This window comes from Pseudonocardia broussonetiae, from assembly GCF_013155125.1.
In the GTDB taxonomy this organism is placed as follows: domain Bacteria; phylum Actinomycetota; class Actinomycetes; order Mycobacteriales; family Pseudonocardiaceae; genus Pseudonocardia; species Pseudonocardia broussonetiae.
Window position 1 is genome coordinate 4,602,026 of sequence record NZ_CP053564.1, and the last position, 23,859, is coordinate 4,625,884.

25 protein-coding genes are annotated in these 23,859 nt (G+C 76.5%); 7 read left to right on the forward strand and 18 right to left on the reverse strand.

Features of this window, described 5'->3' with window-relative positions; translation table 11 throughout:
• Window positions 1–97: 97 nt before the first annotated feature.
• The 13 genes from HOP40_RS22490 to HOP40_RS22545 all read right to left on the reverse strand — a co-directional run bounded on the left by HOP40_RS22490 (window position 98) and on the right by HOP40_RS22545 (window position 14,984).
• The gene (locus tag HOP40_RS22490) at window positions 98–3,523 is read right to left on the reverse strand and encodes a molybdopterin cofactor-binding domain-containing protein (protein WP_172161699.1); all 3,426 of its coding nucleotides are present in this window, start codon (window positions 3,521–3,523) and stop codon (window positions 98–100) included.
• Complete coding sequence (locus HOP40_RS22495; protein WP_172161701.1) at window positions 3,520–3,993, reverse strand: (2Fe-2S)-binding protein; 474 nt, start codon at window positions 3,991–3,993, stop codon at window positions 3,520–3,522. The genes HOP40_RS22490 and HOP40_RS22495 overlap by 4 nt, the downstream gene beginning before the upstream one ends.
• 46 nt (window positions 3,994–4,039) lie before the next feature.
• Window positions 4,040–4,732 carry a TetR/AcrR family transcriptional regulator gene (locus HOP40_RS22500; RefSeq protein WP_172161703.1) on the reverse strand — a complete coding sequence of 231 codons (693 nt, stop codon included), beginning with the start codon at window positions 4,730–4,732 and terminating at the stop codon, window positions 4,040–4,042.
• Complete coding sequence (locus HOP40_RS22505) at window positions 4,696–6,075, reverse strand: MmgE/PrpD family protein (RefSeq protein WP_172161705.1); 1,380 nt, start codon at window positions 6,073–6,075, stop codon at window positions 4,696–4,698. The genes HOP40_RS22500 and HOP40_RS22505 overlap by 37 nt, the downstream gene beginning before the upstream one ends.
• A gap of 4 nt (window positions 6,076–6,079) precedes the next feature.
• On the reverse strand, window positions 6,080–7,084 hold the full coding sequence (locus tag HOP40_RS22510) for an LLM class flavin-dependent oxidoreductase (protein WP_172161707.1): 1,005 nt from the start codon (window positions 7,082–7,084) through the stop codon (window positions 6,080–6,082).
• A gap of 11 nt (window positions 7,085–7,095) precedes the next feature.
• Entirely contained in the window at window positions 7,096–7,938 is an 843-nt protein-coding gene (locus tag HOP40_RS22515; RefSeq protein WP_172161709.1) for an alpha/beta fold hydrolase, read from the reverse strand.
• Window positions 7,935–8,906, reverse strand: coding sequence for a DODA-type extradiol aromatic ring-opening family dioxygenase (locus HOP40_RS22520; protein ID WP_172161711.1), 972 nt, complete (start codon window positions 8,904–8,906; stop codon window positions 7,935–7,937). Before HOP40_RS22520 ends, HOP40_RS22515 begins: the two co-directional genes overlap by 4 nt.
• A complete protein-coding gene (locus tag HOP40_RS22525; protein ID WP_172161713.1) occupies window positions 8,906–10,231 on the reverse strand; it encodes a M20 family metallopeptidase in 1,326 nt (441 codons plus the stop codon). Before HOP40_RS22525 ends, HOP40_RS22520 begins: the two co-directional genes overlap by 1 nt.
• Window positions 10,228–10,350 carry a hypothetical protein gene (locus HOP40_RS36480; RefSeq protein WP_275691303.1) on the reverse strand — a complete coding sequence of 41 codons (123 nt, stop codon included), beginning with the start codon at window positions 10,348–10,350 and terminating at the stop codon, window positions 10,228–10,230. Before HOP40_RS36480 ends, HOP40_RS22525 begins: the two co-directional genes overlap by 4 nt.
• Before the next feature lie 3 nt (window positions 10,351–10,353).
• Window positions 10,354–11,148: an alpha/beta fold hydrolase gene (locus HOP40_RS22530; protein ID WP_172161715.1), complete on the reverse strand. Its 795-nt coding sequence runs from the start codon at window positions 11,146–11,148 to the stop codon at window positions 10,354–10,356.
• Window positions 11,148–12,359 carry a Rieske 2Fe-2S domain-containing protein gene (locus HOP40_RS22535; protein WP_205346875.1) on the reverse strand — a complete coding sequence of 404 codons (1,212 nt, stop codon included), beginning with the start codon at window positions 12,357–12,359 and terminating at the stop codon, window positions 11,148–11,150. The genes HOP40_RS22530 and HOP40_RS22535 overlap by 1 nt, the downstream gene beginning before the upstream one ends.
• Window positions 12,360–12,376: 17 nt before the next feature.
• Window positions 12,377–13,318, reverse strand: coding sequence for a PDR/VanB family oxidoreductase (locus HOP40_RS22540; protein ID WP_172161717.1), 942 nt, complete (start codon window positions 13,316–13,318; stop codon window positions 12,377–12,379).
• Window positions 13,319–13,448: 130 nt separating this feature from the next.
• Window positions 13,449–14,984: a GMC family oxidoreductase gene (locus tag HOP40_RS22545; protein WP_172161719.1), complete on the reverse strand. Its 1,536-nt coding sequence runs from the start codon at window positions 14,982–14,984 to the stop codon at window positions 13,449–13,451.
• Between the two features lie 178 nt (window positions 14,985–15,162).
• Here HOP40_RS22545 and HOP40_RS22550 point away from each other — a divergent pair, with 178 nt between their 5' ends.
• From HOP40_RS22550 to HOP40_RS22565, 4 genes are all read left to right on the forward strand, one after another.
• Window positions 15,163–15,579 (forward strand): phage holin family protein, encoded by a 417-nt coding sequence (locus HOP40_RS22550; RefSeq protein ID WP_172161721.1) that lies wholly within the window; start codon window positions 15,163–15,165, stop codon window positions 15,577–15,579.
• Window positions 15,576–15,857, forward strand: coding sequence for a DUF3618 domain-containing protein (locus tag HOP40_RS22555; protein ID WP_172161723.1), 282 nt, complete (start codon window positions 15,576–15,578; stop codon window positions 15,855–15,857). The genes HOP40_RS22550 and HOP40_RS22555 overlap by 4 nt, the downstream gene beginning before the upstream one ends.
• 94 nt (window positions 15,858–15,951) lie before the next feature.
• A complete protein-coding gene (locus tag HOP40_RS22560) occupies window positions 15,952–16,485 on the forward strand; it encodes an STAS domain-containing protein (protein ID WP_172161725.1) in 534 nt (177 codons plus the stop codon).
• Between the two features lie 41 nt (window positions 16,486–16,526).
• Window positions 16,527–17,474, forward strand: coding sequence for a TIGR03557 family F420-dependent LLM class oxidoreductase (locus HOP40_RS22565; RefSeq protein ID WP_172161727.1), 948 nt, complete (start codon window positions 16,527–16,529; stop codon window positions 17,472–17,474).
• A 19-nt stretch (window positions 17,475–17,493) separates the two neighbouring features.
• On the opposite strand, the gene HOP40_RS22570 is transcribed toward HOP40_RS22565, so the two are convergent.
• Together HOP40_RS22570 and HOP40_RS22575 are read right to left on the reverse strand one after the other, a co-directional pair.
• Window positions 17,494–17,979 (reverse strand): ATP-binding protein, encoded by a 486-nt coding sequence (locus tag HOP40_RS22570; protein WP_172161729.1) that lies wholly within the window; start codon window positions 17,977–17,979, stop codon window positions 17,494–17,496.
• 45 nt (window positions 17,980–18,024) lie between these two features.
• Window positions 18,025–18,465, reverse strand: coding sequence for an STAS domain-containing protein (locus HOP40_RS22575; protein ID WP_172161731.1), 441 nt, complete (start codon window positions 18,463–18,465; stop codon window positions 18,025–18,027).
• 189 nt (window positions 18,466–18,654) lie between these two features.
• Between HOP40_RS22575 and HOP40_RS22580 the strand changes: the two genes are divergently transcribed.
• Complete coding sequence (locus tag HOP40_RS22580) at window positions 18,655–19,881, forward strand: AI-2E family transporter (RefSeq protein ID WP_172161733.1); 1,227 nt, start codon at window positions 18,655–18,657, stop codon at window positions 19,879–19,881.
• 34 nt (window positions 19,882–19,915) lie between these two features.
• On the opposite strand, the gene HOP40_RS22585 is transcribed toward HOP40_RS22580, so the two are convergent.
• Both HOP40_RS22585 and HOP40_RS22590 read right to left on the reverse strand, forming a co-directional pair.
• Complete coding sequence (locus HOP40_RS22585; RefSeq protein WP_172161735.1) at window positions 19,916–20,143, reverse strand: hypothetical protein; 228 nt, start codon at window positions 20,141–20,143, stop codon at window positions 19,916–19,918.
• Between the two features lie 56 nt (window positions 20,144–20,199).
• Window positions 20,200–20,400 (reverse strand): DUF7455 domain-containing protein, encoded by a 201-nt coding sequence (locus HOP40_RS22590; RefSeq protein ID WP_172161737.1) that lies wholly within the window; start codon window positions 20,398–20,400, stop codon window positions 20,200–20,202.
• A 370-nt stretch (window positions 20,401–20,770) separates the two neighbouring features.
• Here HOP40_RS22590 and HOP40_RS22595 point away from each other — a divergent pair, with 370 nt between their 5' ends.
• Window positions 20,771–21,961, forward strand: coding sequence for an acyl-CoA dehydrogenase family protein (locus HOP40_RS22595; RefSeq protein ID WP_172161739.1), 1,191 nt, complete (start codon window positions 20,771–20,773; stop codon window positions 21,959–21,961).
• A 20-nt stretch (window positions 21,962–21,981) separates the two neighbouring features.
• Here the strand turns inward: HOP40_RS22595 and HOP40_RS22600 are convergent, their stop codons facing one another.
• A complete protein-coding gene (locus tag HOP40_RS22600; protein WP_205346876.1) occupies window positions 21,982–22,740 on the reverse strand; it encodes a FadR/GntR family transcriptional regulator in 759 nt (252 codons plus the stop codon).
• A 72-nt stretch (window positions 22,741–22,812) separates the two neighbouring features.
• Between HOP40_RS22600 and HOP40_RS22605 the strand changes: the two genes are divergently transcribed.
• Complete coding sequence (locus tag HOP40_RS22605; protein WP_172161741.1) at window positions 22,813–23,853, forward strand: acyl-CoA dehydrogenase family protein; 1,041 nt, start codon at window positions 22,813–22,815, stop codon at window positions 23,851–23,853.
• Window positions 23,854–23,859: the final 6 nt, after the last annotated feature.

Sequence of the window (23,859 nt, forward strand, 5' to 3'; positions counted from 1 at the left end):
GAACGGGGCTCCTGGTCACTCCGGCTCCCGTCGGTGATCCTGACCGTACTAAGTACGATGCCGCGTGCAGGTGTCCCTGCGGTGACGTTCGTGTGTCCTACGCCGTGGTGGTCGTACTATGTACGGCACGCCGCACGGCGTCAAGGGTCCGAGGGGCTACGAGCTGCTCGGCGGCCTGCTCGGCGAGCCCCGCCGCGGCGTCGATCTTCCACGCGTTGCCCGGCAGCGGGTGCGCCGTGCGCTCCAGCTCGCGGTCGACGGCCCGGCGCAGCAGGTCGGGGGTGACGGCGCCCGCGGCGCGGACCTCCGCCTCGGCCGCGACCATCCGCAGCGGCACCGGGGCCATCGCGCCGAGCACGACCCGGGCGTCGTGCCAGGTGTCGTCCGGCTCCCGGTCGACGGCCAGCGCGACCGACGCCGTCGCGAAGTCGCCGGTGTAGAGCGCGAGCTTGATGAACGCCGTGTGCCGCCGCAGGGCCGCCTCCGGCACCGTCACGGCCGTGACGAGCTCGCCGGCGCGCAGCACCGTCTCGCCCGGCCCGGTGAAGAACCCGGCGACGGGGACCGTGCGGCTCCCGTCGATCTCGACGGTCGCGTCCAGGGCGACGAGCACGGTCGCGAGGTCCGACGGCGTGACGGCCTGGCAGCGGTGGCCGTCGACCACCGCGTGCTGGAACCGGTGGTCGCCCAGCACGGCGTAGCAGGGGCTGGTGGCGCCGCTGCGCTTGTAGCAGTCGAACCCGTTGCGGAAGAACCAGCAGCGCTTGGCCTGCACCAGGTTGCCGCCGACGGTGGCCGCGGCGCGGACCTGCGGGGACGCGATCGTCGCCACCGCCGCGGCGAGCGCGGGCGGGGCGTCCGGGTGCGCGGCCAGCTCGGCCAGCGTGGCCGCGGCCCCGATGCGCAGCCCCCCGGGCGTGCGCGTGATGGGCCGCAGCCCGGTCACCGCCGCCACTGAGACGAGGACGGGCGCCGGGCGGGTCTCGCGCCGCCGCTCCACGGGTGCGTCGGTGGCCCCGCCCAGCGGGGCGGCGCCGGGCGTCGCGAGCAGGGCGAGGGCCTCGTCGAGCCCGGTGGGCGCGTGCAGCACCGGCTCCGGGGCGGGCGGGCGCGACCGGGCCCGGTGGGCGCGCCCGAGCCGGGTGCCGTACGCGTCGAGGACGTGGTGCAGGCCGCGGGGGTAGAGCCAGCGGACGGCCGCGACCCACCACCGGCCCGGCCGGAACCGGATGCGGTGGTCGCGGGTGCGCCCCTCCTGCTCGGCCAGTGCGGTCAGCACCTTGTCCGGGGTGATCGGCAGCTCGCGGATCCGCACGCCGACGGCGTCGAACACGGCGTTGGCGACGGCCGCCCCCGGCGGGATGATCGACATCTCGCCGACGCTCTTCGCCCCGTACGGCCCGGCCTCGTCGTGCCCGTCGACGACGACGGCGCGGATCGAGGGCAGGTCGGCGCTGCGCGGCATGGCGTAGTGCAGGTAGGAGGACGTGACGACCCGCCCGCCCTCGCGGACCAGCTCCTCACCCAGCGCCGCGCCCAGCCCCATCGCGGCACCGCCGACGATCTGCCCCTCGACGGCCGTCGGGTTGAGCGCCCGCCCGACGTCGTGCGCGGCCAGGTAGTCGACGACGCGGACCTTGCCGGTGCGCCGGTCGACCTCGACCACCGCGCCGTGCGCGGCGAAGGCGTAGGTGGGGGAGAGGTTGGCGGTGTCGCGGTCGGGCGTGAGCATCTCGGTGCCCTCGACGCGGTAGCTGCTCTCGTGGCTGAGCACGCCGTCGACGGCGTCGTCGGCGAGCGCGACGAGGTCGCCCAGGTCGACGGCGTCGTCCCCGGTCACCGCGCGGCCGCCCTCCAGCCGCACCGCGTCCACGTCGACGCCGAACTTCGCCGCGGCGAGCGCGCGCAGCCGCTCGGCCAGCTCGCGGGCGGCGAGCCCGACCGACGACCCGGTCATGTGCGTGCCCCGCGAGGACCACGCGCCCAGCTCGAACGGGGTGCGCTCGGAGTCGGTGGACAGGACCCCGACGTCGGCCAGGTCGAGGCCGAGCTCGTGCGCGGCGATCTGGGCGAGGATCGTGCTCTGCCCGGTGCCGGCGTCGGTGCCGCCGTAGCGGACGCGGGCGCGGCCGTCGGCGAACAGGTCGACGGCGGCGTCGCTGCGGTCGGCGTGCTCGTAGGCGTAGGCCCCGCTGCCGTGGGTGCCGGCCGCGACGCCCCACCCGCGCGCGACGGGGCCGGCCGGGCGGGCGGCCCGGGCGCGCTCCCAGTCGAGGCCCTCGCGCACGGCGACCAGGCAGTCGCCCAGCCGCGAGGTGGTGACCTCGTAGCCGCACAGCGCCGTCGCGTGCGCGGGGGCGAGGTTGCGCAGCCGCAGGTCGATCGGGTCGATCCCGAGCCGTGCGGCCACCTCGTCGACCTGCTGCTCCATCGCCAGCGACACCTGCGGCGTCCCGTAGCCCCGGAACTGCCCGCCCGGCTGCGTGGCCGTGTCGACCAGCCGCGCCGCGAACCGCACCCCGTCGGGCCGGTACATCGAGCCCAGCGTGATCACGCCGACCCGCATCACCGAGGTGCCCATGTGGTTGTAGGAGCCGTTGTCGACGACGACGTCGGCCTCCAGCGCGCGCAGCAGGCCGTCGGCGTCGGCGGAGGTGCGCAGCACGGTCTCGAACCGGTGGCGCGGCTTGTTGGCGGCGAACTCCTCCTCGCGGCTGAGCTCCACGAGCACCGGCCGCCCGGCCGCGCGGGACAGGGCGGCGGCCAGCACCTCGTGCTCGGACGCCTTCGACTTCTGCCCGAACCCGCCCCCGACGGCCACCTCGCGGCACACCACCTGGTCGTGCTCCAGCCCGAGCAGGTGGGAGACCTCCTTGGCGATGAACCAGGGCGCCTGCGTGGAGGTCCACAGCTCGACGATCCCGCGCTCGGCGTCCCACGCGGCCAGCGTCGTGCTGGGCTCCATGCACGCGTGGGCGACGCTCGGGTGCACGAACCGCCCCGTGACGGTGAGGGCCGCGGCGGCCAGCCCGGCGTCCGGGTCGCCCCAGTCGGTGCGCAGCAGCATCGACACGTTGGGCTCGGCGGTCGTGCGCTCGTGCAGCCGGGGCGCGCCGGGCGCCCGGGACGCCGCGACGGTCAGTGGCGCGCGCAGGCGCCGGTAGCGGACCCGGATCGCGCGCAGTGCCGCCGCGGCCTGCTCCGGGGTCTCCGCGGCGACGGCGGCCACCTCCTGCCCGACGTGGCGCACCACGCCGTCGGCGAGCGGCGGGCGGTCCGACAGCGGGCCGCCGCGGTGCAGGTAGCGGATCCCGGGGGCGAAGTCGGCGGCGGTGATCACGGCGTGCACGCCGGGCAGGGCCCGCGCGGCGCTCGTGTCGAGCGCGGTGATCGCGGCGTGCGGGTGGGGGGAACGGAGGATCGCGCCGTGGAGGTGATTGCCCGGCAGGTCCGCCGTGAACGCCACGAGGCCGGTGCTGCGGGCGTCCCAGTCGATCGGGCGGACGCGGTCGCCGACGCTCATGCTCCGCGCTCCTCGGCGATCCCGCAGACGGACTCCACGATCGCCTGGTAGCCGGTGCAGCGGCAGACGTTGCCCGACAGCGCCGTCCGCACCCGTTCCCGCCGCTCGTCGGGCGGCAGCGCGTGCAGGCCCTCGCGCAGCAGCGCGGTGGCGTGCACGACCTGCCCGGGCGTGCAGAAGCCGCACTGGAAGGCGCCGGTGTCGGCGAAGCGGGCGCGCAGGTCGGCGTTCTCGCCCGCCAACCCCTCGCTGGTCCACACCTCGCCGCGGACCAGCGCCGCCGGCGTCGTGCACGAGGTGCGGGGGAGCCCGTCGACGAGCACCGTGCAGGCTCCGCACTCGCCGCGCCCGCAGGCGAGCTTGGCGGCGGTGAGCCCGAGGTCGGTGCGCAGGACGTCGGCGAGGGACCGCAGCCCGGGGGCGTCGACCTCCACGGCCGACCCGTTGACCACGAGGTGGGTGCGCGTCATCTCCGTACTTTGTACGACGAGCAGGCGGGCGGTCAAGGGAGCCGCGTCACGTCCCGGTGGCGGACCGGTCCAGCCCGCGCACGACCGACTCCACGAAGGCGTCGACGCCGGCGTGGAACTGCTCGTCGCCGGGCAGGTCGACGAGGTGCTCGGCCAGGCCCACCATCTGCGGGAACTCCTCGAGCGGCAGCCCGGCGTAGAAGTGGCGGCGCTGGCGGCGCACCTCCGCGGACTCCTCGGCGTCCTGGTGCCCCCACGGCCGCGGGGTCTGGTAGCTGACGAAGCCGATGGCGTAGGTGATGAGGAAGCCGTAGCAGCGCACGGCCGTCGGGCCGGGGATGCCGGACGCCACGAGGTGCCCGAGCACCGACTCCATCGCGCCGCGCAGCGCCGTGCGGCTGTTGGTGATGCGCGTGGCGAGCAGGCGCACGACGCTGGGGTGCTCGCGCATCATCGCGAGGAACGCGTCGGCCACCGTGCGCAGCGCCTCGGCCGGCCCGGCCGCGGGCTCGGCGGGCAGCCGCATCCCGCCGAGGACGTGGTCGGCCATCGCGTCGAGGATCTCGTCCTTGCTGCGGAAGTAGCTGTAGAGCGTCATCGTGCCGACGCCGAGCTCGGCCGCGAGGCGCCGCACCGTCAGCCGGTCGAGGTCGGACTCGGCGTCGGAGATGCGCAGGGCGGCGTCGATGATCCGCTCCGGGGTCAGGGGCGTGCTGCGCCCCCCGGCCGTGCGCGCCATCGTGCCTCCTCGTCCGGCCCCGTCGTCGGGGGTACATCGTCCCGTACGAGCGTTCCACGTCCGTCCGCAGCCGGCCGAGCGGGGCCCGCCGCGGCGAGCAGCCCGTCCAGGACCGGTGCGACGAGCGGTGCGCCGGCGAGCCCGAGCACGGCGGTGGTCCGCGGGTCGTCGCGTGCGGTGCCCAGCAGCCGCGAGGCCTTGGCGCGCAACGCACCGGCCGACAGCGGGCGGTCCGGGTCGCCGGGGGCGACCAGCACGCGACGGCTCACCCCGCCGACCGTGACGACCGCGCCCCAGCGGGCCGGGAACGCGGCGTCGAGGTCGGGATCGGTGTCCAGCACGACGTCGGCGGCGGCGCCCGGGTCGCGGTACCAGCCCGGGTCGCGCGCCCGCCCGGCCCGCGCCCCGGCGACGGCCACGGCGGCGCTCGCCGCGGCCTCGGCCGGCCCGGACGGCTGGCGCTCGCCGGTGACGAACCGCAGCGCGGCGGTAGGCAGCGCGATCCGCACGGGTCCGTCCGCCCCGTCGGCCCCGAGCTCCTCGAGCGCCGCCAGCGCGGTGTGCAGCGGGCGGGCGCACGGCCAGGACTTCAGCGCGGTGCCCACCAGGTGCGGGGGACCGGGCGGCGAGGGTGGCCCGGGCGGGCCCGGCGGCCCGGCGTCGAGCAGCGTCGCGCTCCCGGTGAGGCCCGCGGCCGCGCCGCGCGCGGACCGGACGCCGTGCGCGGCGGCGCGCCCGCACAGCAGGTAGTGGGCGTCGCCCAGGTCGTCGGCGCTGAGCAGGCCGCCCAGCGGGGCCGAGGCCAGGGCGAGCGCGGTGGTGGTGGCCGGACCGTCGAGGTCCAGCAGCAGCGCCGTCGCGGCGGCCGCGCCGAGCGCGCCGAACAGCGCCGTCGGCCACCAGCCCGCGCGGTAGAGGGCGGGTCCGCCGAAGCGCAGCGACGCCTCGGCGACGGCCTCGTACCCCGCGACGACCGCGCGCAGCACGTCCGGCCCGCTCGCGCCGAGCGCGCGCCCGACGTGCAGCGCCGCGGGCACCACGACCGCCCCGGGCGCGACGGCCGCCGGCCCGTGCAGCGGGTCGAACTCGTCGACGTGGGCCAGGGTCGCGTCGATCTCGACGGCCGTCTCCACCGCCCACGCCCCGGGCGCGCCCAGCGCCGCGACGCCGTCGGGCGCGGTGGGCAGCAACGGCACCCAGCGCGCGGCCAGGGGATGGGTCGACCCGGACGCGACGCACGCGGCCGTGTCGAGCACGTGCCGCGCCGCCTCCGCGAGCACCAGGGCGTCGGCGTCGCGGGCGGCGGCCCGGGCGCGGGCCGACAAGTCGGTGAGGAGGGTCACGGGATCATGAGCGCAGCAGCGGCAGCACCTGCGCGGCCAGGCCGTCGAGCAGCGCGTGCGGCAGGTCGTAGGAGCCGACGTGCTGCAGGAACACCGCGTCGGCGCCCGCGTCGGCCGCCTCCCCGATCCGCGCGACGATCTCCTTCGCCGTGCCGAACAGGCAGAACTCGCGCGCGAACGCGGCCACCGCGGCGTCGGAGACGTAGGGGTCGCACGCGCGGACCGCCGCGTCCCAGTCCTCGGCGTGCACCAGGTCGGGGTAGACGCCCGGCACGTGCGCCGGGACGTCGACGTGCACCCCGGCCAGCGCGAGGAACTGCGCGCCGCCGTTCTGGGCGATGCCGGCGCAGATCGGCTTGAGCTCGCGGGCGTCGCGCTCGACGTCGTCGGTGACGCGGCAGAACGCCGACACCGTCATCGGCACGGGCGGGCGCCCGGCGGCCGCGGCGCCCTCCTGCACGCGCGCGGTCGCCGCGGCGAGCGGGGCCGGGGCGACGCCGGAGAGCAGGATCGCCCCGTCGGCGACCTCCCCGGCCAGCCGCAGGTTCCGCGGCCCGCTCGCGGCCACGTGCACCGGCACCTCGACGGGGTCGCGCAGCCGCGAGGAGACGCCGCCGAAGTCGACCTCGTCGCCCGCCAGCAGCGCGCGGACCACCCCGATCCCGGTGCGCAGCTCCGCGCCGGTGCTCGGCGGCAGCCCGACCGGCAGCACCGAGCTGTTGCCGACGCCCAGGCCGAGCACGAACCGGCCCGGCGCCTGCTCGGCGACCGTCCGCGCCGCCGACGCGACGACGGCCGGGTGCCGGGTGGTGACGTTCGAGACCGCCGTGCCGACGGTGATCCGCGAGGTGGCCGCGACCGCGGCGGACGCCACGGCGAACACGTCGCGCCACAGCAGCTGCGAGTCCGGGAACCACACCTCGTCGACCCCGCGGCGCTCGGCGTCGGCGGCGAAGGCGGCCAGCGCGGGCACGGGCGCGCACGGCGGGACGCGCAGGCCGATCCTCATGCCGGCCCCGCTCATGCCAGGAACGCCGTGGCGAGCTCGTCGAACCGGGCGCTGTGCTCGTGCTGGGGCCAGTGCCCGCACTCCGGGAGGATCTCCAGCTCCGCGCCGGGGATGCTCTGCTGCATCCGGTGCGCCTCGGGCACGTCGCCGAACGGGTTCTGCGCGCCCCACACGATGAGCGTGGGCGCGGCGATCCGCGCCATCTGCTCGGGGCTGAGCAGGTCCTCGGTGCGGTTGTCCATCTGCTGCAGGCACAGCAGCTCGTCGATGCCCGCCACGAACTGCGGGCGGTGGTAGATCGCGTGCCGGACGTCGACGAGCTCCTCGCTCACGTTCGCCGGGTCGTGCATGAGCAGCTCGAGGCGGCGGCGGGTCAGTGCGCGGTCGTCGGTGCGGACGGCGGTGCGGGTGCTGGTGCGGATCCGGTCCATCACCTCGGGGTTGGCGACGGTGCCGCCCGGCGCGACGAGGACGAGGCGGCCCACCCGCTCGGGGTGGTCGGCGGCCAGGCGCCCGGCCACCCAGCCGCCCAGCGACTCCCCGATGAAGCTCGCCCGCTCGATGCCCCGGCTGTCCAGGTAGGCGAGCACGTGGTCGACGTAGCGGGGGATGCGCAGGTCGCCGCCGGGGTTGTCGGTGTAGCCGTGGCCGAGCATGTCGAGGGCGTGCAGCCGGAACTTCGCCGACAGCGCCGGGATGTTGCGGACGAACGCCTCCAGGTGCCCGCTCGTGCCGTGCAGCAGGACGACGTGCTCGCCCTCGGTGCCGGCGCGCAGGACGCGGGTGGGGGTGCCGCCGACGGGGGCGTGCGACACCTCGAAGTCGGTGCCGGCGAGGTCGGTCCAGATCGTCATGACGCGGTCTCCAGGGGGGCCAGGGGGGTCGGGCGGAGCAGGGACACGCCCATGCCGGTGAGCCACTGGGGGATCTCGGCGTAGGCGAGGGTGGTGCCGGTGGGCGGGCCGCCCGCGCCGGTCAGGGCGGCGGCCATCGCGACCCAGGCGCGGATCTCCTGCGCGCCGTTGCCGGCCTCGTCGTCGATCTCGTCGCTGGTGCGGTCCAGGACCGCCGTCAGGTCGCCGGTCTCGAGCAGGCCGAGGAACCAGGCGTCGAAGGCGGGGTTGATGTCCGGCTTCGCTGCGCGGATGATCTCACGACGCCGGACCTCGTAGTCGCCCCACGAGCCGCGGCCCTCCAGCCAGGCCTCGACGAGGAACCGGTCGTCGTCGGAGAGCGCGGCGAACCACTTCGGCCACGGCAGCCGGTGCGACAGCCCGCCCGAGGCGATCACCGCGATCCGCCGGTCGGTGCCGTCGGCGCGCAGCGCGGCGCCGAGCGCGGTGCCCAGGTCGTGGCAGCGGCGCAGCGGGGGCAGCGGCGGCGCGAACATGTTCATCACGACCGGGACCACCGGCACGTCGAGCGCGGGCACCAGGTGCTGCAGGGCGTGCGTCACGCCGTGGTCGACGGTGAGCCGCAGCGAGAACGCCGGGTCGAACCCGGCGCCGACCAGCCCGTCGACGACGGTGCGGGCCAGCGCGGTGTCGACGGGCAGCGGCCCCGCGGGCGTCCCGGCCTCGCCCGCGCCCAGCACCTCCCCGACGCCGACGGTGAACGCCGGCATGAGGTCGAGGAACATGCCGCGGAAGTGGTTGGAGCCCAGCACGACCACGGCGTCGGGCCGGGCGGCGGCCAGGGCGTCGCGGGCGGCGGCGAGGCCGTCGCGGAAGGCGTGGGCGGCCGGCAGGTGGTCGACCTCGGCCCAGTGGGTGTTCATCAGGGTGCTGTGCGACGCCCCGACGCCGATCACGATCTCGCTCATCAGCTCTCCCGGGAGCACAGCGCGACGGCCGTGCGGACGAGGTGGCGGGTCAGCCGGACGGCCTCCCGGACGTCGACGACGTTCATGCCGGACGGGAAGTCCAGCGGCAGCGGGGCGTCCGGGCCGATCCGGTCCATCCCGATCCGGGCGGTGGGCAGCCCGCGGGCACGCAGGATGTTGGCGTCGGTGGCGCCGCTGTTGGCCACGATCGGCTCGTGCGGGCGCCCGGTCAGCTCCTCCCACGCGTCGGTCGCGGCCCGGACGACCGGGGCGTCCGGCGGCGTGTGCGTGCCGGGGATCGCCAGCACCATGTCCCAGTGCAGCTCGATCTCCGGGTGCGCGGCGGTGATCGCGTCCAGGGCGGCCCCGAACTCCCGGCGCACCTCGGCGGGCGTCGAACGCGGGCTGGTGCGCAGGTCGACGTGGAACCGGCACAGCGCCGGGGTCACCGACGCCATCCGCGGCCACCCGCCCTCGACCGCGGCGACGATGCCCTGCGGCGCCACGAGCCCGTCGGTGTGCCGGGCGCTGTACTCGGGGAACCAGCGCTCCAGCGCGGTGATCACGGTCGCGGCGTGGGCGATCGGGTTGCGGTAGGGCATCCGGTGGCGGCTGCCGACGTAGGAGAAGCTGCCGCGCACGCGCACCTCGAACCAGCACAGCCCCACCTCCTCCCACGCGACGGCCCAGCCCGGCTTGGCGATCACCGCGTGGTCGGCCCACACGCCCTGCTCCAGCAGGAACGAGCAGCCGACGCCCTGACCGGTGTTGCGGCGGGTGAGCCCGCGGGCCCTGCGCCCGTTGGTGGGCATCCCGCCGGCGCCCAGGCCGACGAGCAGGTCGCCGCGCAGCGGGATCCCGGCGGCCGCGATCGCCTCGGCCGCCGCGACGACCGCGGCGCCGTGGCCCTTCGGGTTGCTCGCGCCGAGGCCGAGGACGTGGTCGCCGTGGACCTGCGCGGCCGGCACCATGTCCGCGCGCAGCTCCGGGCCGATCCACGGCACGTCCTCGTCGGCGTCGCCGACGGTGAGGGTGTCGATCGGGGCGTAGAGCAGCACGTCCTCGCCGCCGCCGGTGCCGCGCAGCCGTCCGACGGCGTTGCCCTGGCGGTCGTCGATCTCCTGGTAGGCCGCCTCCAGCCCGGCGTCGGCGAGCCGCCCGGTGAGCCAGCGGGCGAGCGGGGCCTCCTCGCCGGTGGGGCTGGGGATGTCGACCATCCCGACGACGAGCTCGGTGAGCCGCTCCGGCGTGATCCGCTCCCAGGCGGCCTCGACCCACGCGCGCTGCTCCGCGGGGAGCCGGGACGCGCGGACGGGCGCGCTCACGGGCGCGGCCGCACGGTGCGGACGGTGGTGCCGCGCCCGAGGCGGGCGAGCTGGCCGGTGCGCGCGGCGACGGCGAGCGCGAGCGCGGCGGCGACGGCGGCGAGGGCGGGGCGGGACACGGATCAGCTCCTGGGGTCGGGGTCGAGGAAGGAGGCGGCGAGCCGGGCGACGGCGTCGGGCCGCTCGGCCTGGGGGTGGTGGGCGGTGCGGCCGAGCACGGCGAGGTCGCCCGCGGGCAGCGCGTCGACCAGCGCGGCGGCGTAGGAGGTGGGGGCGAACGGGTCGTGGCGGCCCCGGACGACGAGCGTCGGGGCGGCGACGCGGGGGAGCGCGTCGGTGAGGTCCTCGGGGGCGCCGCGCCCGCCCGTCGCCGTGGCCAGCGCGACCGGGGTCGTGCTGGCCCGGTACCGCGCCTGCACGGTGGCCTCGGGGACCGCGTCGCCGTCGTGCCACTCGAGGTCGGCGATGAGCCGGCGCATCTTCTCCGGGTCGGGGCCGGTGCCGCCGTAGTAGTCGGCGCGGACCCGGGCGCCCAGCCCGGCGTCGGCGCCCGGCACGGGTGCGCTGCCGATGACCAGCATCCGCCGCACCCGGTGGGGCTCGTCGGCGGCCAGGCGCAGCGCCACCGATCCGCCGAGGGACTGCGCGAGCACGTCGACCTCGCCGACGCCGAGCCGGTCGAGCAGCCCCGCGAGGACGCCCGCGTACCCGGTGAACGCCGGCCCGTCGTCGTCGAGCGCGCCGGAGGCGCCGTAGCGGGGGAGGTCGACGACGAGGTGGCGCCGGTCGCGGCGCAGGGCCAGCACCCCCGCGAAGTCCGACGCCGAGTGGCAGCCGGGCCCGCCGCCGTGCAGGACGAGCGTGACCGGTCCGTCGGGCGGTCCGGTGAGGGCGTGCGCGACGGCGGGTGCGGCCATCAGTGCCCGCGCCGCGGCGCGGTGGGCTGGACGACGAGGTCGGACTTCTCCACGTGCCGCCGCCACGCCGTCAGGGACAGGTCCGGGCGGTAGAGCCGCTCCGGCGGGGAGTCCATGACGTCGACCATCCAGGCGTCCTGCGCGGTGAACTGGCCGTGGAACAGCCAGCGGATCGCGGCGAGGTAGCGCGCCTTGAACGCCAGCGCCTTCGCCCCGGTCTCGAAGCGCACCATGAGCTGCACGTACCGGACGTGGTCGGCGTCGACCGGCACGTACCACTCGTAGTGGATGAACTGCGGGTAGGCGACGCGCAGGATGCCGGGCAGCCGGATCGAGACGAAGCCGGGCAGGTCGAGCGCGGCGATCACGGGGTTGGCGTCGCCGTTCTTGCCCGGGCGGTCGGGCAGCGGCGCCCGCTTCCACCACCGCTTGTTCGTGAACCGGCCGACGCCGGGGAACTCGGCGTCCCAGTGCACCTCGTCCTGCACGCGGATGAGCCAGCCGTCGCGCTCGACGATCCGGGTGAGGTTCCACGTCGGCATGACCTTGAACAGCCGCCACAGCGCCGTGTTGTGCAGGTACTTGGCGTGGCCCTCGTCGAACCCGTTCTCGGCGGCGAAGCGCCAGTTGCCCTTGCGGATCTCGGTGCGTCCGCCCAGGACGAAGGCGTTGTCGTTGAGCTCGGCCGGGATGTCGCGCTCCACCGGCGGGGGCTCCTCGCCCTCGGCCAGGGTGCCGATCCAGACGAACAGCAGGCCCATCCGCTCGACGACGGGGTAGGTCGCCACCGAGACGCGCCCGCAGATGGGGGAGTCGGGGCCGTCGGTGATGACGGCGCGCAGCGCGCCGTCGGACAGGCCGTAGGTCCAGCCGTGGTACGGGCAGCTGATCGTGCCCGGGAACTGGCGGCGGCCCAGCGACAGCGGCACGCCGCGGTGCGGGCACCGGTCGTGCAGCCCGCGGACGACGTCGCCGTCGCGCACCAGCACGATCTTCTCGCCGCACACCGTCACCGGCACCGGCTTCTCGCCGACCTGGTGCGCCCAGATCGTGGGGTACCAGTGGTCGCGGAAGCCGAGCTCGGCGGCGTCGTAGGTCGGCCAGGTGTGCCAGTCGGCGCCCTCCTGCACCGGCGGTCCGGGCTCGGCGGGCACCTCGGGCCGGGCGCGGCGCGGGCGCCTCGGGGTCTCGGCGTCGGGCGCTGCGGTCACGGCTGCCTCCAGGGGGTTCACAGGTCCAGCACCAGCTCGCGGCCGCGCGCGCGGGAGACGCACGGCAGCAGGACGTCGGTGCGGTCGGGGTCGGTGAGCGAGTCGCGGTGCTCGGGCACGCCGGACAGCACGCGGGTGACGCAGCTGCCGCACACCCCGTCGCGACAGGCGTTGGGGACGACGACGCCGGCGGCGTCGAGGACGTCGAGCGCCGAGTCGGCCGGGCCGACGGCCAGGCGCATCCCGGAGCGGCGGAGCACGACGTCGAAGGCGCGCAGGTCGGTGTCGTCGCGGGCCTTCGCGGCGAACCGCTCGACGTGCAGCGACCCCGCGGGCCAGGCCAGGCAGCGCTGCTCGACGGCGCCGAGCAGCGCCTCGGGCCCGCAGCAGTACACCGCGGTGCCCTCCTGGGGCGTGCCGAGCAGGCCGTCGAGGTCGAGGCGGCCGCGCTCGTCCTCGGGCACGACGTCGACGGCCGCGCCGTAGCGGGCCAGCTCGCCGAGGAACGCCATCGACGCCCGCCGGCGCCCGCCGTAGACCAGGCGCCAGTCGGCGCCGCGCCCGTGCAGCGCCGCGGCCATCGCGAGCAGCGGGGTGATCCCGATGCCGCCCGCGACGAGCAGGTGGCGCGGGGCGTCGACGAGCGGGAAGTGGTTGCGCGGCCCTGCCACCTCGACGACGTCGCCGGGCCGCAGCCGCTCGTGGACGAACCGCGAGCCGCCCGCCGAGCGCGGCTCCTGCAGCACCGCGATGCGGTAGCGGCGCCGGTCGGCGGGGTCGCCGCACAGCGAGTACTGCCGCACGTGCCCGGGCAGGCCCAGGTCGATGTGCGCCCCGGGCTCCCAGCGGGGGAGCAGGCGGCGCTGCGGGTCGGCGAGCTCGACCGACAGCACGCCGTCGGACTCGCGGCGCAGGCCCACGACCTCCAGGTCGAGCACCCCGTCGTCGGTCTCCGGCATCGCCCCTCCTTCGTTTGGTACTTAGTACGGTACAGGACGTCCGGCCCCCTGGGGAGGGGGTGGACGGGTGCGGCCCCGCCCCGGCGCGGGACGGGGCCGCGGGGGCCGGGCCTGCTCGGTCGGACGGCGGTCAGCCGGCCGCGACGAGCGCGGCGGCCCGCTCGGCGATCATCGCCGTCGGGGCGTTGGTGTTGGCCGAGGTGATCGTGGGCATGACCGACGCGTCGGCGACGCGCAGCCCGTCGATGCCGCGCACCCGCAGCTGCGGGTCGACGACAGCCGCGTCGTGCACGCCCATCGCGCAGGTGCCGACGGGGTGGAAGTAGGGCATCGCGGCCTGGCGCACGAAGTCGACGAGCGCGGCCCGGCTCGTGTCGTCACCGGGCGCGGCGCGCCGCTCGACGAGCTTCGCGAACGCCGGCTGCGCGGCCAGGTCCAGCGCGATCTCGACGCTGGTCACCAGCGCGTCCACGTCGGCCTGCTCGGCGAGCATGTTCGGCTGGACGTGCAGCCCGCCGTCGGGCCCGGTGAGCTCCAGGAAGCCGCGGCTGGCCACCGTCATCAGTCCCGGGGCGATGACGAACGCGTTCTCCGGCACCGGGAACCGCGCGGCCACCTCGGGCGAGACGTAGGGGATCTGCACGGCGACGAACTGCAGGTCCGGCACGGCGAGGGCGGGGTCGCTGCGCCAGAACGCCGTGGTGCCCTCGAGGTTGTTGTTCGGCGGCGGCAGCGCCTCGCGGGCGGCGAAGCACACCCCGCCCAGGATCGGGTGCTCCTGCAGGTTCCGCCCGACGCCGGGCAGGTCCAGGACCGGGTCGACGCCGACCGCGCGCAGCTGCGCCGCCGGGCCGACGCCGGAGAGCAGCAGCAGCTTCGGGCTGTCGATCGCGCCGGCCGCGAGCACGACCTCGCGGCTCGCCGACACCGCCGCGGGCTGCCCGTCGCGGACGTACTCGACGCCCGTGCAGCGCCCGCCGGCGATCACCAGCCGGGTCGCCCGCGCGCCGGTGACGACGGTGAGCCGCTCGTGGTCGAGCACCGGGCGCAGGTGCCCGGTCCAGGTGCTGGTGCGGACGCCCGCGGAGGCGTCGGTGTTGATCGGGCCGACGCCGCACGGCTCGGCGACGTTGACGTCGTCGAGGTAGGGCATGCCGTAGGAGACCCCGGCCTCGACGAGCGCCGCGGCCACCGGGTGCAGGTCGCGGGGCCGCTCGATCCGCACCGGCCCGCCCGCGCCGCGCTGCTCCGACGCCCCGTCCTCCCAGTCCTCGCAGTCGCGGAAGTGGGGGAGCACGGACGCGTGGTCCCACCCCTGGGCGCCGGCCGCGGCCCACCCGTCGTAGTCGGCGCGGTGCCCGCGCACCCACACCAGCGCGTTCGTGCTGCCCGACCCCCCGAGCACCTTCCCCCGCGACAGGAACAGCGTCCGGCCGGCCACGTGCTCGGTGGGGGCGTAGGTGTAGCCCCAGTCGTGGGCGGCGCCGATGTTCTCGACCCAGCGGTGCGGCGTCGTCACGGAGCCGATGCCGTCGGGGTCACCCCCCGCCTCCAGCAGCAGGACGGTGCCGTCGGTGCGCTCCAGCAGGCGCCGCGCGAGCACGCAGCCCGCGGTGCCCCCACCCACCACGACGTAGTCGGCGGTACCCGGGTCGGACGGGGTCATGGCGGTCTCCCTCACGGCGCGGGCGGGCGCCCGCGCGACTCCCGGACGCCGGCCCTGTATCGGGTCGTACTGTGTACGGGACGATGCACGGGAGGGTGGGGGCGCGTCAAGGGGAGGAGACCGCCACCCCACCGGGTGACAGGGGCGTGCCGGCGCGACCGGCCGGGTACGCGGCCTCATGACTGTTGACGTCGAACGTCCGGCCGAGCCGGCCGACCTGTCCACCGGGGAGCTGGTGACCCGGCTGTCCGCGCAGGTGGGGGAGCTGGTGCGGGGCGAGCTGGCGCTCGCGAAGGCCGAGCTCTCGGAGAAGGGCAAGCGCGCCGGGGTCGGCGCGGGGATGGCCGGGGCCGGCGGCCTGCTCGCCGTCTACGGGGTGGGTGCGCTCGTCGCGGCCGCCGTCGCCGGGCTCGCCACCGTCCTGTCGGTGTGGCTCGCCGCGCTCGTCGTCGCCGCGGTGCTGTTCGTGGTGGCCGGGGTGCTGGCGCTGGCCGGGCGCAACCGCGTCCGCGACGCCGTGCCGCCGGTGCCGGAGCAGGCGGCGGCCGGCATCGGGCGCGACGTCGAGACCGTGAAGGCGGCGGTGCGGCGATGAGCGACGACGCCCGCGCCGAGCTCGACGCCCTGCGCGCCGACCTCGGCGAGACCGTGGAGGAGCTCGCCGGTCGCGCCGACGTGCCCGCCCGCGTCCGCGCCCGCCGCGACGAGGCCACCGCGCTCGCCCGCACGCAGCTCGCGCGCGCCCGCGCCACCCTCGACGACCGCGCCCCGGCCGTCGCGGCCACCGTCCGCGAGCAGCCGGGCATCGTCGCCGCGGCGGCCGTCGCGACGGTCACCGCGGCCGTGCTCGTGGCCCGTCGCCGCTCCGGCTGAGCAGTCGGCCGATCGGGGTGCCCTGGGGGGTGTGAGCCGCCGTGGAGGGGGAACCCTCGGCGCGGTGGCACCGTCGCCACCCTGGGAGGTGGACGTGCGCGCAACAGTGCAGCTGTCGGTGGACGTGCCGGATCCGGCCGTCCGGGTCCTGTGGGTCAACGGGTACCTGGACGTGGCGGGCGCGGCGCGGCTGGTGCGGGTCGTGGAGTCGCAGCTGCTCCTCGTCACCTCGGGCCTGCGCGACACGCGGTTCCTGCTGGTCGACCTGTCGGGGGTCGCCGGGTTCGACCCCGCGGCGCTGGACCTCCTGCGCTGCCTGTCCCCGGCGAGCCGCGCGGCGGGCGTCGAGCTGTACCTGACGGGCTGCTCGAGCCGGCTGCTCGTGCTGCCCCTGCGCGTCCGCCAGGCCCTCGCCCGGTTCTCCGCCTACCCCACCGTCGAGTCGGCGCTGCGGGACCTGCGGCCGGTCGCCCCCGAGGCGACGACGGAGGTCGTGCTGCCCGCGCAGCCGGGGCCACCCGCGGTCGAGGTGGGCGTGCCCGGCCTGCGGGAGATCAGCGGGCTGCGCCCCGAGCTCTTCCGCACCGACCCGGGCGAGCACCGCGGGCGGACGCCGGCGCCGGGCTGACGCCCGCGATTGCGTGGTGGGGCACCGGGTATCCGGCGCCCATGACGAGCTTCGGCTACTTCCTGTCCTGCGAGGAGTACGGCCCCCGCGAGCTGGTGGCGCAGGCCCGTGCCGCGGAGCAGTCGGGCTTCGACCGGCTGTGGATCTCCGACCACTTCCACCCGTGGACCGACGAGCAGGGCCAGAGCCCGTTCGTCTGGTCGGTCATCGGCGCGCTGTCGGAGACGGTCTCGGTGCCGGTCACGACCGCGGTCACCTGCCCGACGATGCGCATCCACCCCGCCGTGATCGCCCAGGCCGCGGCCACCGCCGCCGTGCAGCTGGAGGGCCGGTTCGTGCTCGGCGTCGGCAGCGGCGAGGCGCTCAACGAGCACATCCTGGGCGACCCGTGGCCCTCGGTCGGGGTGCGGCTCGCGATGCTGGAGGAGGCGGTCGGGCTGATCCGGCTGCTGCACGAGGGTGAGCAGATCAGCTTCCACGGCGAGCACTACGAGGTGCAGGACGCCCGCATCTACACGCTCCCCGAGCAGCCCGTGCCGATCTACGTGTCCGGGTTCGGCCCGCAGGCCACCGAGCTCGCCGGCCGCATCGGCGACGGCTTCTGCACCGTCGCGCCCGACGCCGACCTCGTGCGCACCTTCCGCGAGGCCGGCGGCGGCGACAAGCCCGTGCAGGGCGGCATCAAGGTCTGCTGGGCCGAGACCGAGGAGGCCGGGCGCGAGACCGCGCACCGCCTGTGGGCCAACGACATGCTGCCCGGCCAGCTCCCGCAGACGCTCCCGCGGCCGCAGGACTTCGCCGACGCCGTGACGCTCGTGCCGCGCGAGGCGGTGCAGATGCCGTGCGGGCCGGACCCGCAGCCCTACGTCGAGGCCGCGCAGGCGTTCGTCGACGCGGGGTTCGACGAGCTGTACGTCCAGCAGGTCGGCGGGAACCACGAGAAGTTCTTCCGGTTCTGGACCGACGAGGTGCTGCCGGCCCTGTCGTGACGTCCCGGCGCGCGTCGCGTCAGGCGGGCACCGGCGGCGACGTGATCACGACCGTGGTGCCGGAGGCGGTGCCGTCGACCTGCAGGTGGGCCATGAAGGACGCCATGAGGTCCAGGCCCCGCCCCCGGTCGGCGCCCGTGGCCCGCGCCGGGCGCCGCCAGGTGCCGGCGTCGCGGACGGTCACCACGGCCTGCCGCCGGCCGTCGGGCGTGCCGCGGACGTGGCCGTCGACCTCGACCTGCCCGCGGCCCGGCCGGGCGGGATCGCGGGCCGAGATCCCGTAGCCGTGCTCGACGCTGTTGCTGACGGCCTCGGACACGGCGAACACGAGGTCGTCGAGCTGCTCCTGGGGCCAGCGGTGCCGGCGCAGCCACTCCGCGGTGCGGTCGCGCGCCAGTGACGGCGTCACCCACTCGGCGAGCAGGCGCATCCGCAGGGCGCCGTGCGACGCCGTCGACCGCGACCGGCCGGCGGTCGGCTCACCGCGATCACTGGGAGGCGCCATCAGCGGCGGATACCCTTCCCGGCCACCGCGCAACCCATGGCCTGGTCAGCGGTCCCGCAGGGCGGTCGGGACGTCGTGGTAGAGCGCCAGCAGCGCGTCGAGACCGCTGTGCCGGATCGGCCGGACCACCGGCCGGGTGTCGTCCACGACGATGCGCAGCGGCCGGTGCCCGCGCTGCTCCACGGCCTCCCGCGCGCTCACCGTCAACGTGTGCAGCCCGGGGGAGCCGAAGAACCCGACAGAGGTGAGGTCGACGACGAGCACCCGCCCGTCGAGGCGGTCGAAGACGCCGCAGATGGCGTCCTGCAGGCGTGGCGCGGTGAGGCCGTCGACCTCGCCGGTGACGGTGAGCACCACCGCCTCGTCACGCTCGTCGACGGTGACGGTCATGAGCTGCTCGCGCGCCGGGACCCGCGTGGCCGCGGATCCCTCCGCCCCCGGCTCCCGCCCGCCCCCGGCCGGCGACCGGCCTTCCTCCTGGACCATGGCGCCACACCCTACGCGACCCCCCCGGTCCGGGACCGGGTCCGCGACCGCGGCCCCCGGTGATCCACCGGCCGACCGGGCAGCTGGGCCGAACGGCCCAACTTCGGCCGCCTACCGGTGCGGCGGGCCGGCGACGGGGTACGCCGGGGCCGGCGGGCCCGGTGCGGGCCCGGACGGGGTGGTGGACGCATGACGGTCGACGACGCGCGCACCGGCGTGCCGCGCTCCCTGCGCGTCGCGGCGGCGGTCGGGTGGCGCGCGCTGGTCGTCGTGGCGGCCCTCTACGTGATCGGGCAGGTGCTGGCGACGCTCGCGTCCGTGGTCGTGCCGGTGGCCATCGCGCTGCTGCTCGCCGCCCTGCTGACGCCGGCGGTCCGCTGGCTCGTCGAGCACCGGGTGCCGCGGGGAGTGGCCACGACCGTCGTCATGGTCGGCGGCCTCGCCCTCCTGACGGGCGTGCTCACGTTCGTCGTCATGGCTTTCGTCAACGGCGTGCCGGACCTGGCCCTGCAGCTGACGGCGGGCGTCGACGCGCTCGTGACGTGGCTGCGCGACGGCCCGCTGCACATCAGCAACCAGCAGCTCACCGACGCGCAGCAGGAGGTGCTCGCGGTCATCGGGGAGAACCAGGGGTCGCTGACGACCGGCGCCATCACGACGGCGGCCACCATCGGCGAGACGCTGGCCGAGATGCTGCTGGTCGTGTTCACCCTGATCTTCTTCCTGCTGGGCGGGCCGCAGATCTGGCAGTTCCTGCTGCTGGGGGTGCCGTCGGACGTGCGCTCGCGGGTGGACGTCGCCGGGCGCCGCAGCCTCGCCGCGCTGGTCAGCTACACCCGCGCCACGGCGGCTGTGGCCGTCGTCGACGCCGTCGCGATCGGCATCGGCCTGGGCGTGCTCGGGGTGCCGCTGGCCGTGCCGCTCGCGGCGCTGGTGTTCCTCGGCGCGTTCGTGCCGATCATCGGGGCGCTCGTCGGGGGCGGGGCGGCGGTGCTGGTCGCGCTCGTGGCCAACGGGCCGGTGTCGGCGCTGATCGTGCTGGCGATCATCATCGCGGTGATGCAGCTGGAGGGCCACGTGCTGCAGCCGCTGCTGCTGGGCCGGGCCGTGCGGCTGCACCCGCTCGCCGTCGTGCTGGCGGTGGCCACGGGCCTGGTCGTCGCGGGCATCGCCGGGGCGCTGTTCGCCGTGCCGCTGCTCGCCGTCCTCAACTCCGCGATCCGGTCGCTGCGCAGCCCGTCGGACGAGTACGTCGACCCCGCCGAGGTGCGCAGCAGCGAGCCGGAGGAGAGCGGTCCGCCCGAGCCCGGGCACGACCGCCACCCGGACACCAGCGGCGACACGAGCCCGCCCGGGGTCAGCGGCGACACGAGCCCGCCCGGGGTCGAGGTGCCGGCGCAGGCCGTGCCGCGCTGAGGCGAGGCCCGGTGGGGAACCGGGCCCGGCGGGGTCAGGCCGCCGCGAGCAGTGCGCGCCCGGCCGCGGTCAGGCGCGCCGGGGCGCCGTCCGCGGGTGCGGTGATGAGCCCGTCGCGGACGAGCCGTGCGGCGGCGAACTGGTCGCAGCACGCGACACCGTCGACCACCAGCACCACTGCTCCGGTCCCCGCCAGCCGGCAGCGGCCGGCGTGTACCGCCCGCAGCACGGCTCTGTCCCGCGAGGTCAGTGCGTCGTTCATGACGACCGGTGTACCCGCACGGCCGCCGGCGACACCCCCGGCGGGTTCCGGCGCGCTCACCGGACCGACGCCGTGACGACCGCGCCGGCGCGGGCGAGGCCCTCGCGGTGGGCGCGGTGGTGGTGGCCGCAGAACAGCAGGTCGCCCGCGGCGAGGTGGACGCGGACCCAGGCCGCGGCCGAGCAGCGGTCGCAGCGGTCGGCCGCCGTGAGCGGGGCGGTGGTGGCGGGGGCGGGGCAGGGCGGCGCGGTCGACATGGCGGGCTCCGGTCTCGGTGGTGGTGCGGAGGTCTCGGTGGTGGTGCGAGGTCTCGTGGTGGTGCGGAGGTCTCGGTACTGGTGTGGACGCCTCGGGAGGTGCGGAGGTTTCGGGAGTGGGCGGCGGATCGGCCCGGGAGGTCGTCGCCGGGCCGATCCGGCTGCGTACGACGCTAGGGGCGCGGCGGCCCGCGCGGATCCGGTCGCGACCCGGCCCGTGGGGGCGGGGTCCGGGGATCCGCCCCGGCGTGCCGGGGGTGGGGCAGGGGATCCGCCCCCGCCTTGACACCGCGGTCCGGGGCTGCCCATCATTCGGCCAGACCATTCTTGCGGTCGACCGTTCTCGGGCCGGCCCCGGGCAGGAGGAGCAGTGGATCTCGCCGACTCGCCGGAGGAGGCCGCGTTCCGCGAGCGCGTGCGGGGCTGGCTGGCCGACGCGCTGCCGCGGCTGCCCTGGCCCGAACCCCCCGGCCTCACCGCGAAGCTGCCGTTCTGGCGCGCGTGGCAGCGGATGCTCGCCGAGGCCGGGTTCGCCGGGCTGTCGTGGCCGCGCGAGTACGGCGGGCAGGGCGTCGACGCGGCACTGCGCGCGGTGTTCACCGAGGAGGCCGACCGCGCGGGCGCCCCGGAGCGGCTCAACACGGTGGGGGAGGACTTCGCCGGGCCGACGATCGTCGCGTTCGGCACCGAGGCGCAGAAGGAGCGGTTCCTGCGCCCGATCCTCACCGGCGACGAGCTGTGGTGCCAGCTGTTCTCCGAGCCCGACTCCGGGTCCGACCTCGCGTCGCTGCGCACCCGTGCCACCCGCGTCGAGGGTGGCTGGCGGATCGACGGGCAGAAGACCTGGACGAGTCGCGCGCACCTGGCCGCGCACGCGATCCTGCTGGCCCGCACCGGCGGCGGTGAGCGCCACCGCGGCATCACCTGCTTCCTGCTGCCGATGGACGGCCCGGGCGTCACGGTCCGGCCGCTGGTGCACATGCTCGGCGAGGCGGAGTTCAACGAGGTCTTCCTCGACGACGTGTTCGTGCCCGACGACCGCGTCCTCGGCGAGGTCGACGGCGGCTGGCGCGTCGCGATGGCGATGCTGGGCTTCGAGCGGGTGGGGATCGCGACCGGCCGGGTGAACACGACCCGCGCCGTCGAGGACCTGGTGGCCGACGTCCGCCGCCTCACCGACGAGGACGGGCGCCCGCTGGGCGCCGACCCGCTCGTGCGCCAGCAGGTCGCCGACCTCTACGGGCGGGCGCTGGTGCACCACGCGATCGGGCGGCGGGTGCTCACGATCGCCGCGGACGACGGGGCGCCCGGGCCCGTGACGTCGATCGGCAAGCTCTACTTCTGCCCGCTGGTCGAGGACCTCGCCGACTTCCGGCTCTCGCTGGCCCCGCTGGGCGGCCAGCTCGCCCCCGACGAGCAGGACGCGCTCGACGCCCGCTGGCAGCGCCTGGCCTACCAGGCGCGCGGCACCGCGATCGCGGGCGGCTCGACGTTCATCCAGCGCACCATCGTGGCCGAGCGGATGCTCGGGATGCCCCGCTCGAAGCCCGTCCGCTCGTGAACGCGCCCCTCGCGCACGCCTCAGTCGGTGGCGGGCACCGTGATCGCGGTGCGCTCCTCGACCTCCAGGGCCGCGGCGGCGTAGGCGTGCACGTGCCGGCTCATCCGGCGCACGGCGGCGTCCGGGTCGCGGTCCCGGATCGCGCGGGTCACGGAGCGGTGGGCGCGGACGGTGATGTCGCGGACCTCGTCGTCGACGAAGCCGGCGTTGTGCGTGACAGTGTAGATCGCGCGCGACAGGGCGATCATGATGCCGGTCAGGATCTCGTTGTGCCCGGCGGTCGCCACGCCGACGTGCCAGTCGACGTTGGCCTGCAGGAACGACTCCAGGCTGCCCCCGGCGGCGATGGCCTCGTTGGCCGCGTCGAGGCGCTGCAGGTCGCCGGTGGTGCGGTGCAGCGCGGCCAGGCGCGCGCACGAGGGCTCGATCGCCTCGCGCGTCTCGTGCACCGAGGCCAGCCGGATCCGGCGGCCGCGGATGAGCAGGTCGAGCGTGGTGGCGACGGACTCCTGGCCCGGGCTCTGCACGAAGGCGCCGCCCGCGCGGCCCGCCTTGATCCGCACCAGGCCCTGCACCTCCAGCACCCGCAGCGCTTCGCGGACGGTGGTGCGGCTCATCCGCGTCTGCACGACGAGCTCGCGCTCGGGCGGCAGCGGCGTGCCCTCGGGGTACTCCCCGGACAGGATCCGCTCGCGCAGCTCGTTGGCCAGCACGTCCGAGGCCTTCGGGACCTCCATGGGCGACAGGCGGATGGTCGACCGCGCGTTCTCGGCTGCCATGGGTCTCCTTCTGGTCCAAAGGTCTGACCCAAACTAGCATCCACCGCCCGACCACCCGACGAGGAGCGCCGCATGCGATGGGAACTGTCGGCCGAGCAGGCCGACCTGCGGACGGTCCTGCGCGCCTGGCTGCGCGAGCACTGCACCACCGCCGACGTCCGCACGTGGGCCGACGCCCGCGACGCGGGCCCCTTCGAGCGGCGCTTCGCCGCCGACGGCTGGGCCGGCGTCGGCACGCCCGAGGAGCTGGGCGGGCAGGGCGGCGGGCTCGTCGAGCAGGCGATCGTGGCCGAGGAGCTGGGGCGGGCCGTGGCGCCCTCGGCGCTGTGGACCGGGTCGGTGCTCGCCGCCCCGGCGCTGGCCGGCGCGCCCGACGCCGCGGCCGGGCTGTTCGCCGGGGAGCCGGTCGTGCTCGCCGTCCCGTCCGACGCCGTGCCCGGGCCGCGGCACGCCCGAGGCCCGGGGCCGGTGCGCTCGGTGCTCGGCGGCGACCGCGGCGCCCGGCTGCTGGTGCCGGGGCGCGACGGCGCGTTCCTGCTGGTCGGACCCGACGACGCCGACGTGGTGGCGCGGGCCCTGACCGACGGCACGCGCTCGGTCGCCGACGTCGGGGCGCCGCGCGCGGCGGTCGACGTCCCCGGTGACGTCGACGCCGTGCTGGGCGCGGTGGCCCTGCGCGCCGCGGTGCTGGTGTCGGCCGACGCCCTCGGCGCGGCCGAGCGGATGCTCGAGATGTCGGTCGCGTACGCGCTGGAGCGGCGCCAGTTCGGCGTGCCGATCGGCTCGTTCCAGGCCGTCCAGCACGCGGCGGCGCAGATGCTCGTGCAGGTGGAGTCGGCGCGCTCGATCGTCTACCTGGCGGCCGCCTCCGTGGGGTCCGGCCACCCCGACGCCGGGATGCACGCCGCCGCGGCCAAGGCCCAGGTCACCGCCGGCGCCGCCGTGCTGGCCGACACGGCGCTCACGCTGCACGGCGCGATCGGCTACACGTGGGAGCACGACCTGCAGCTGTCCTACAAGCGCGCCAAGCTCGACCGGGTCCTGTTCGGGGCTCCGAAGGCGTGGAACGAGCGCATCGCGGCGGCCCTGGAGCTCGTGCCCGCACCCGTGTGATTTGGT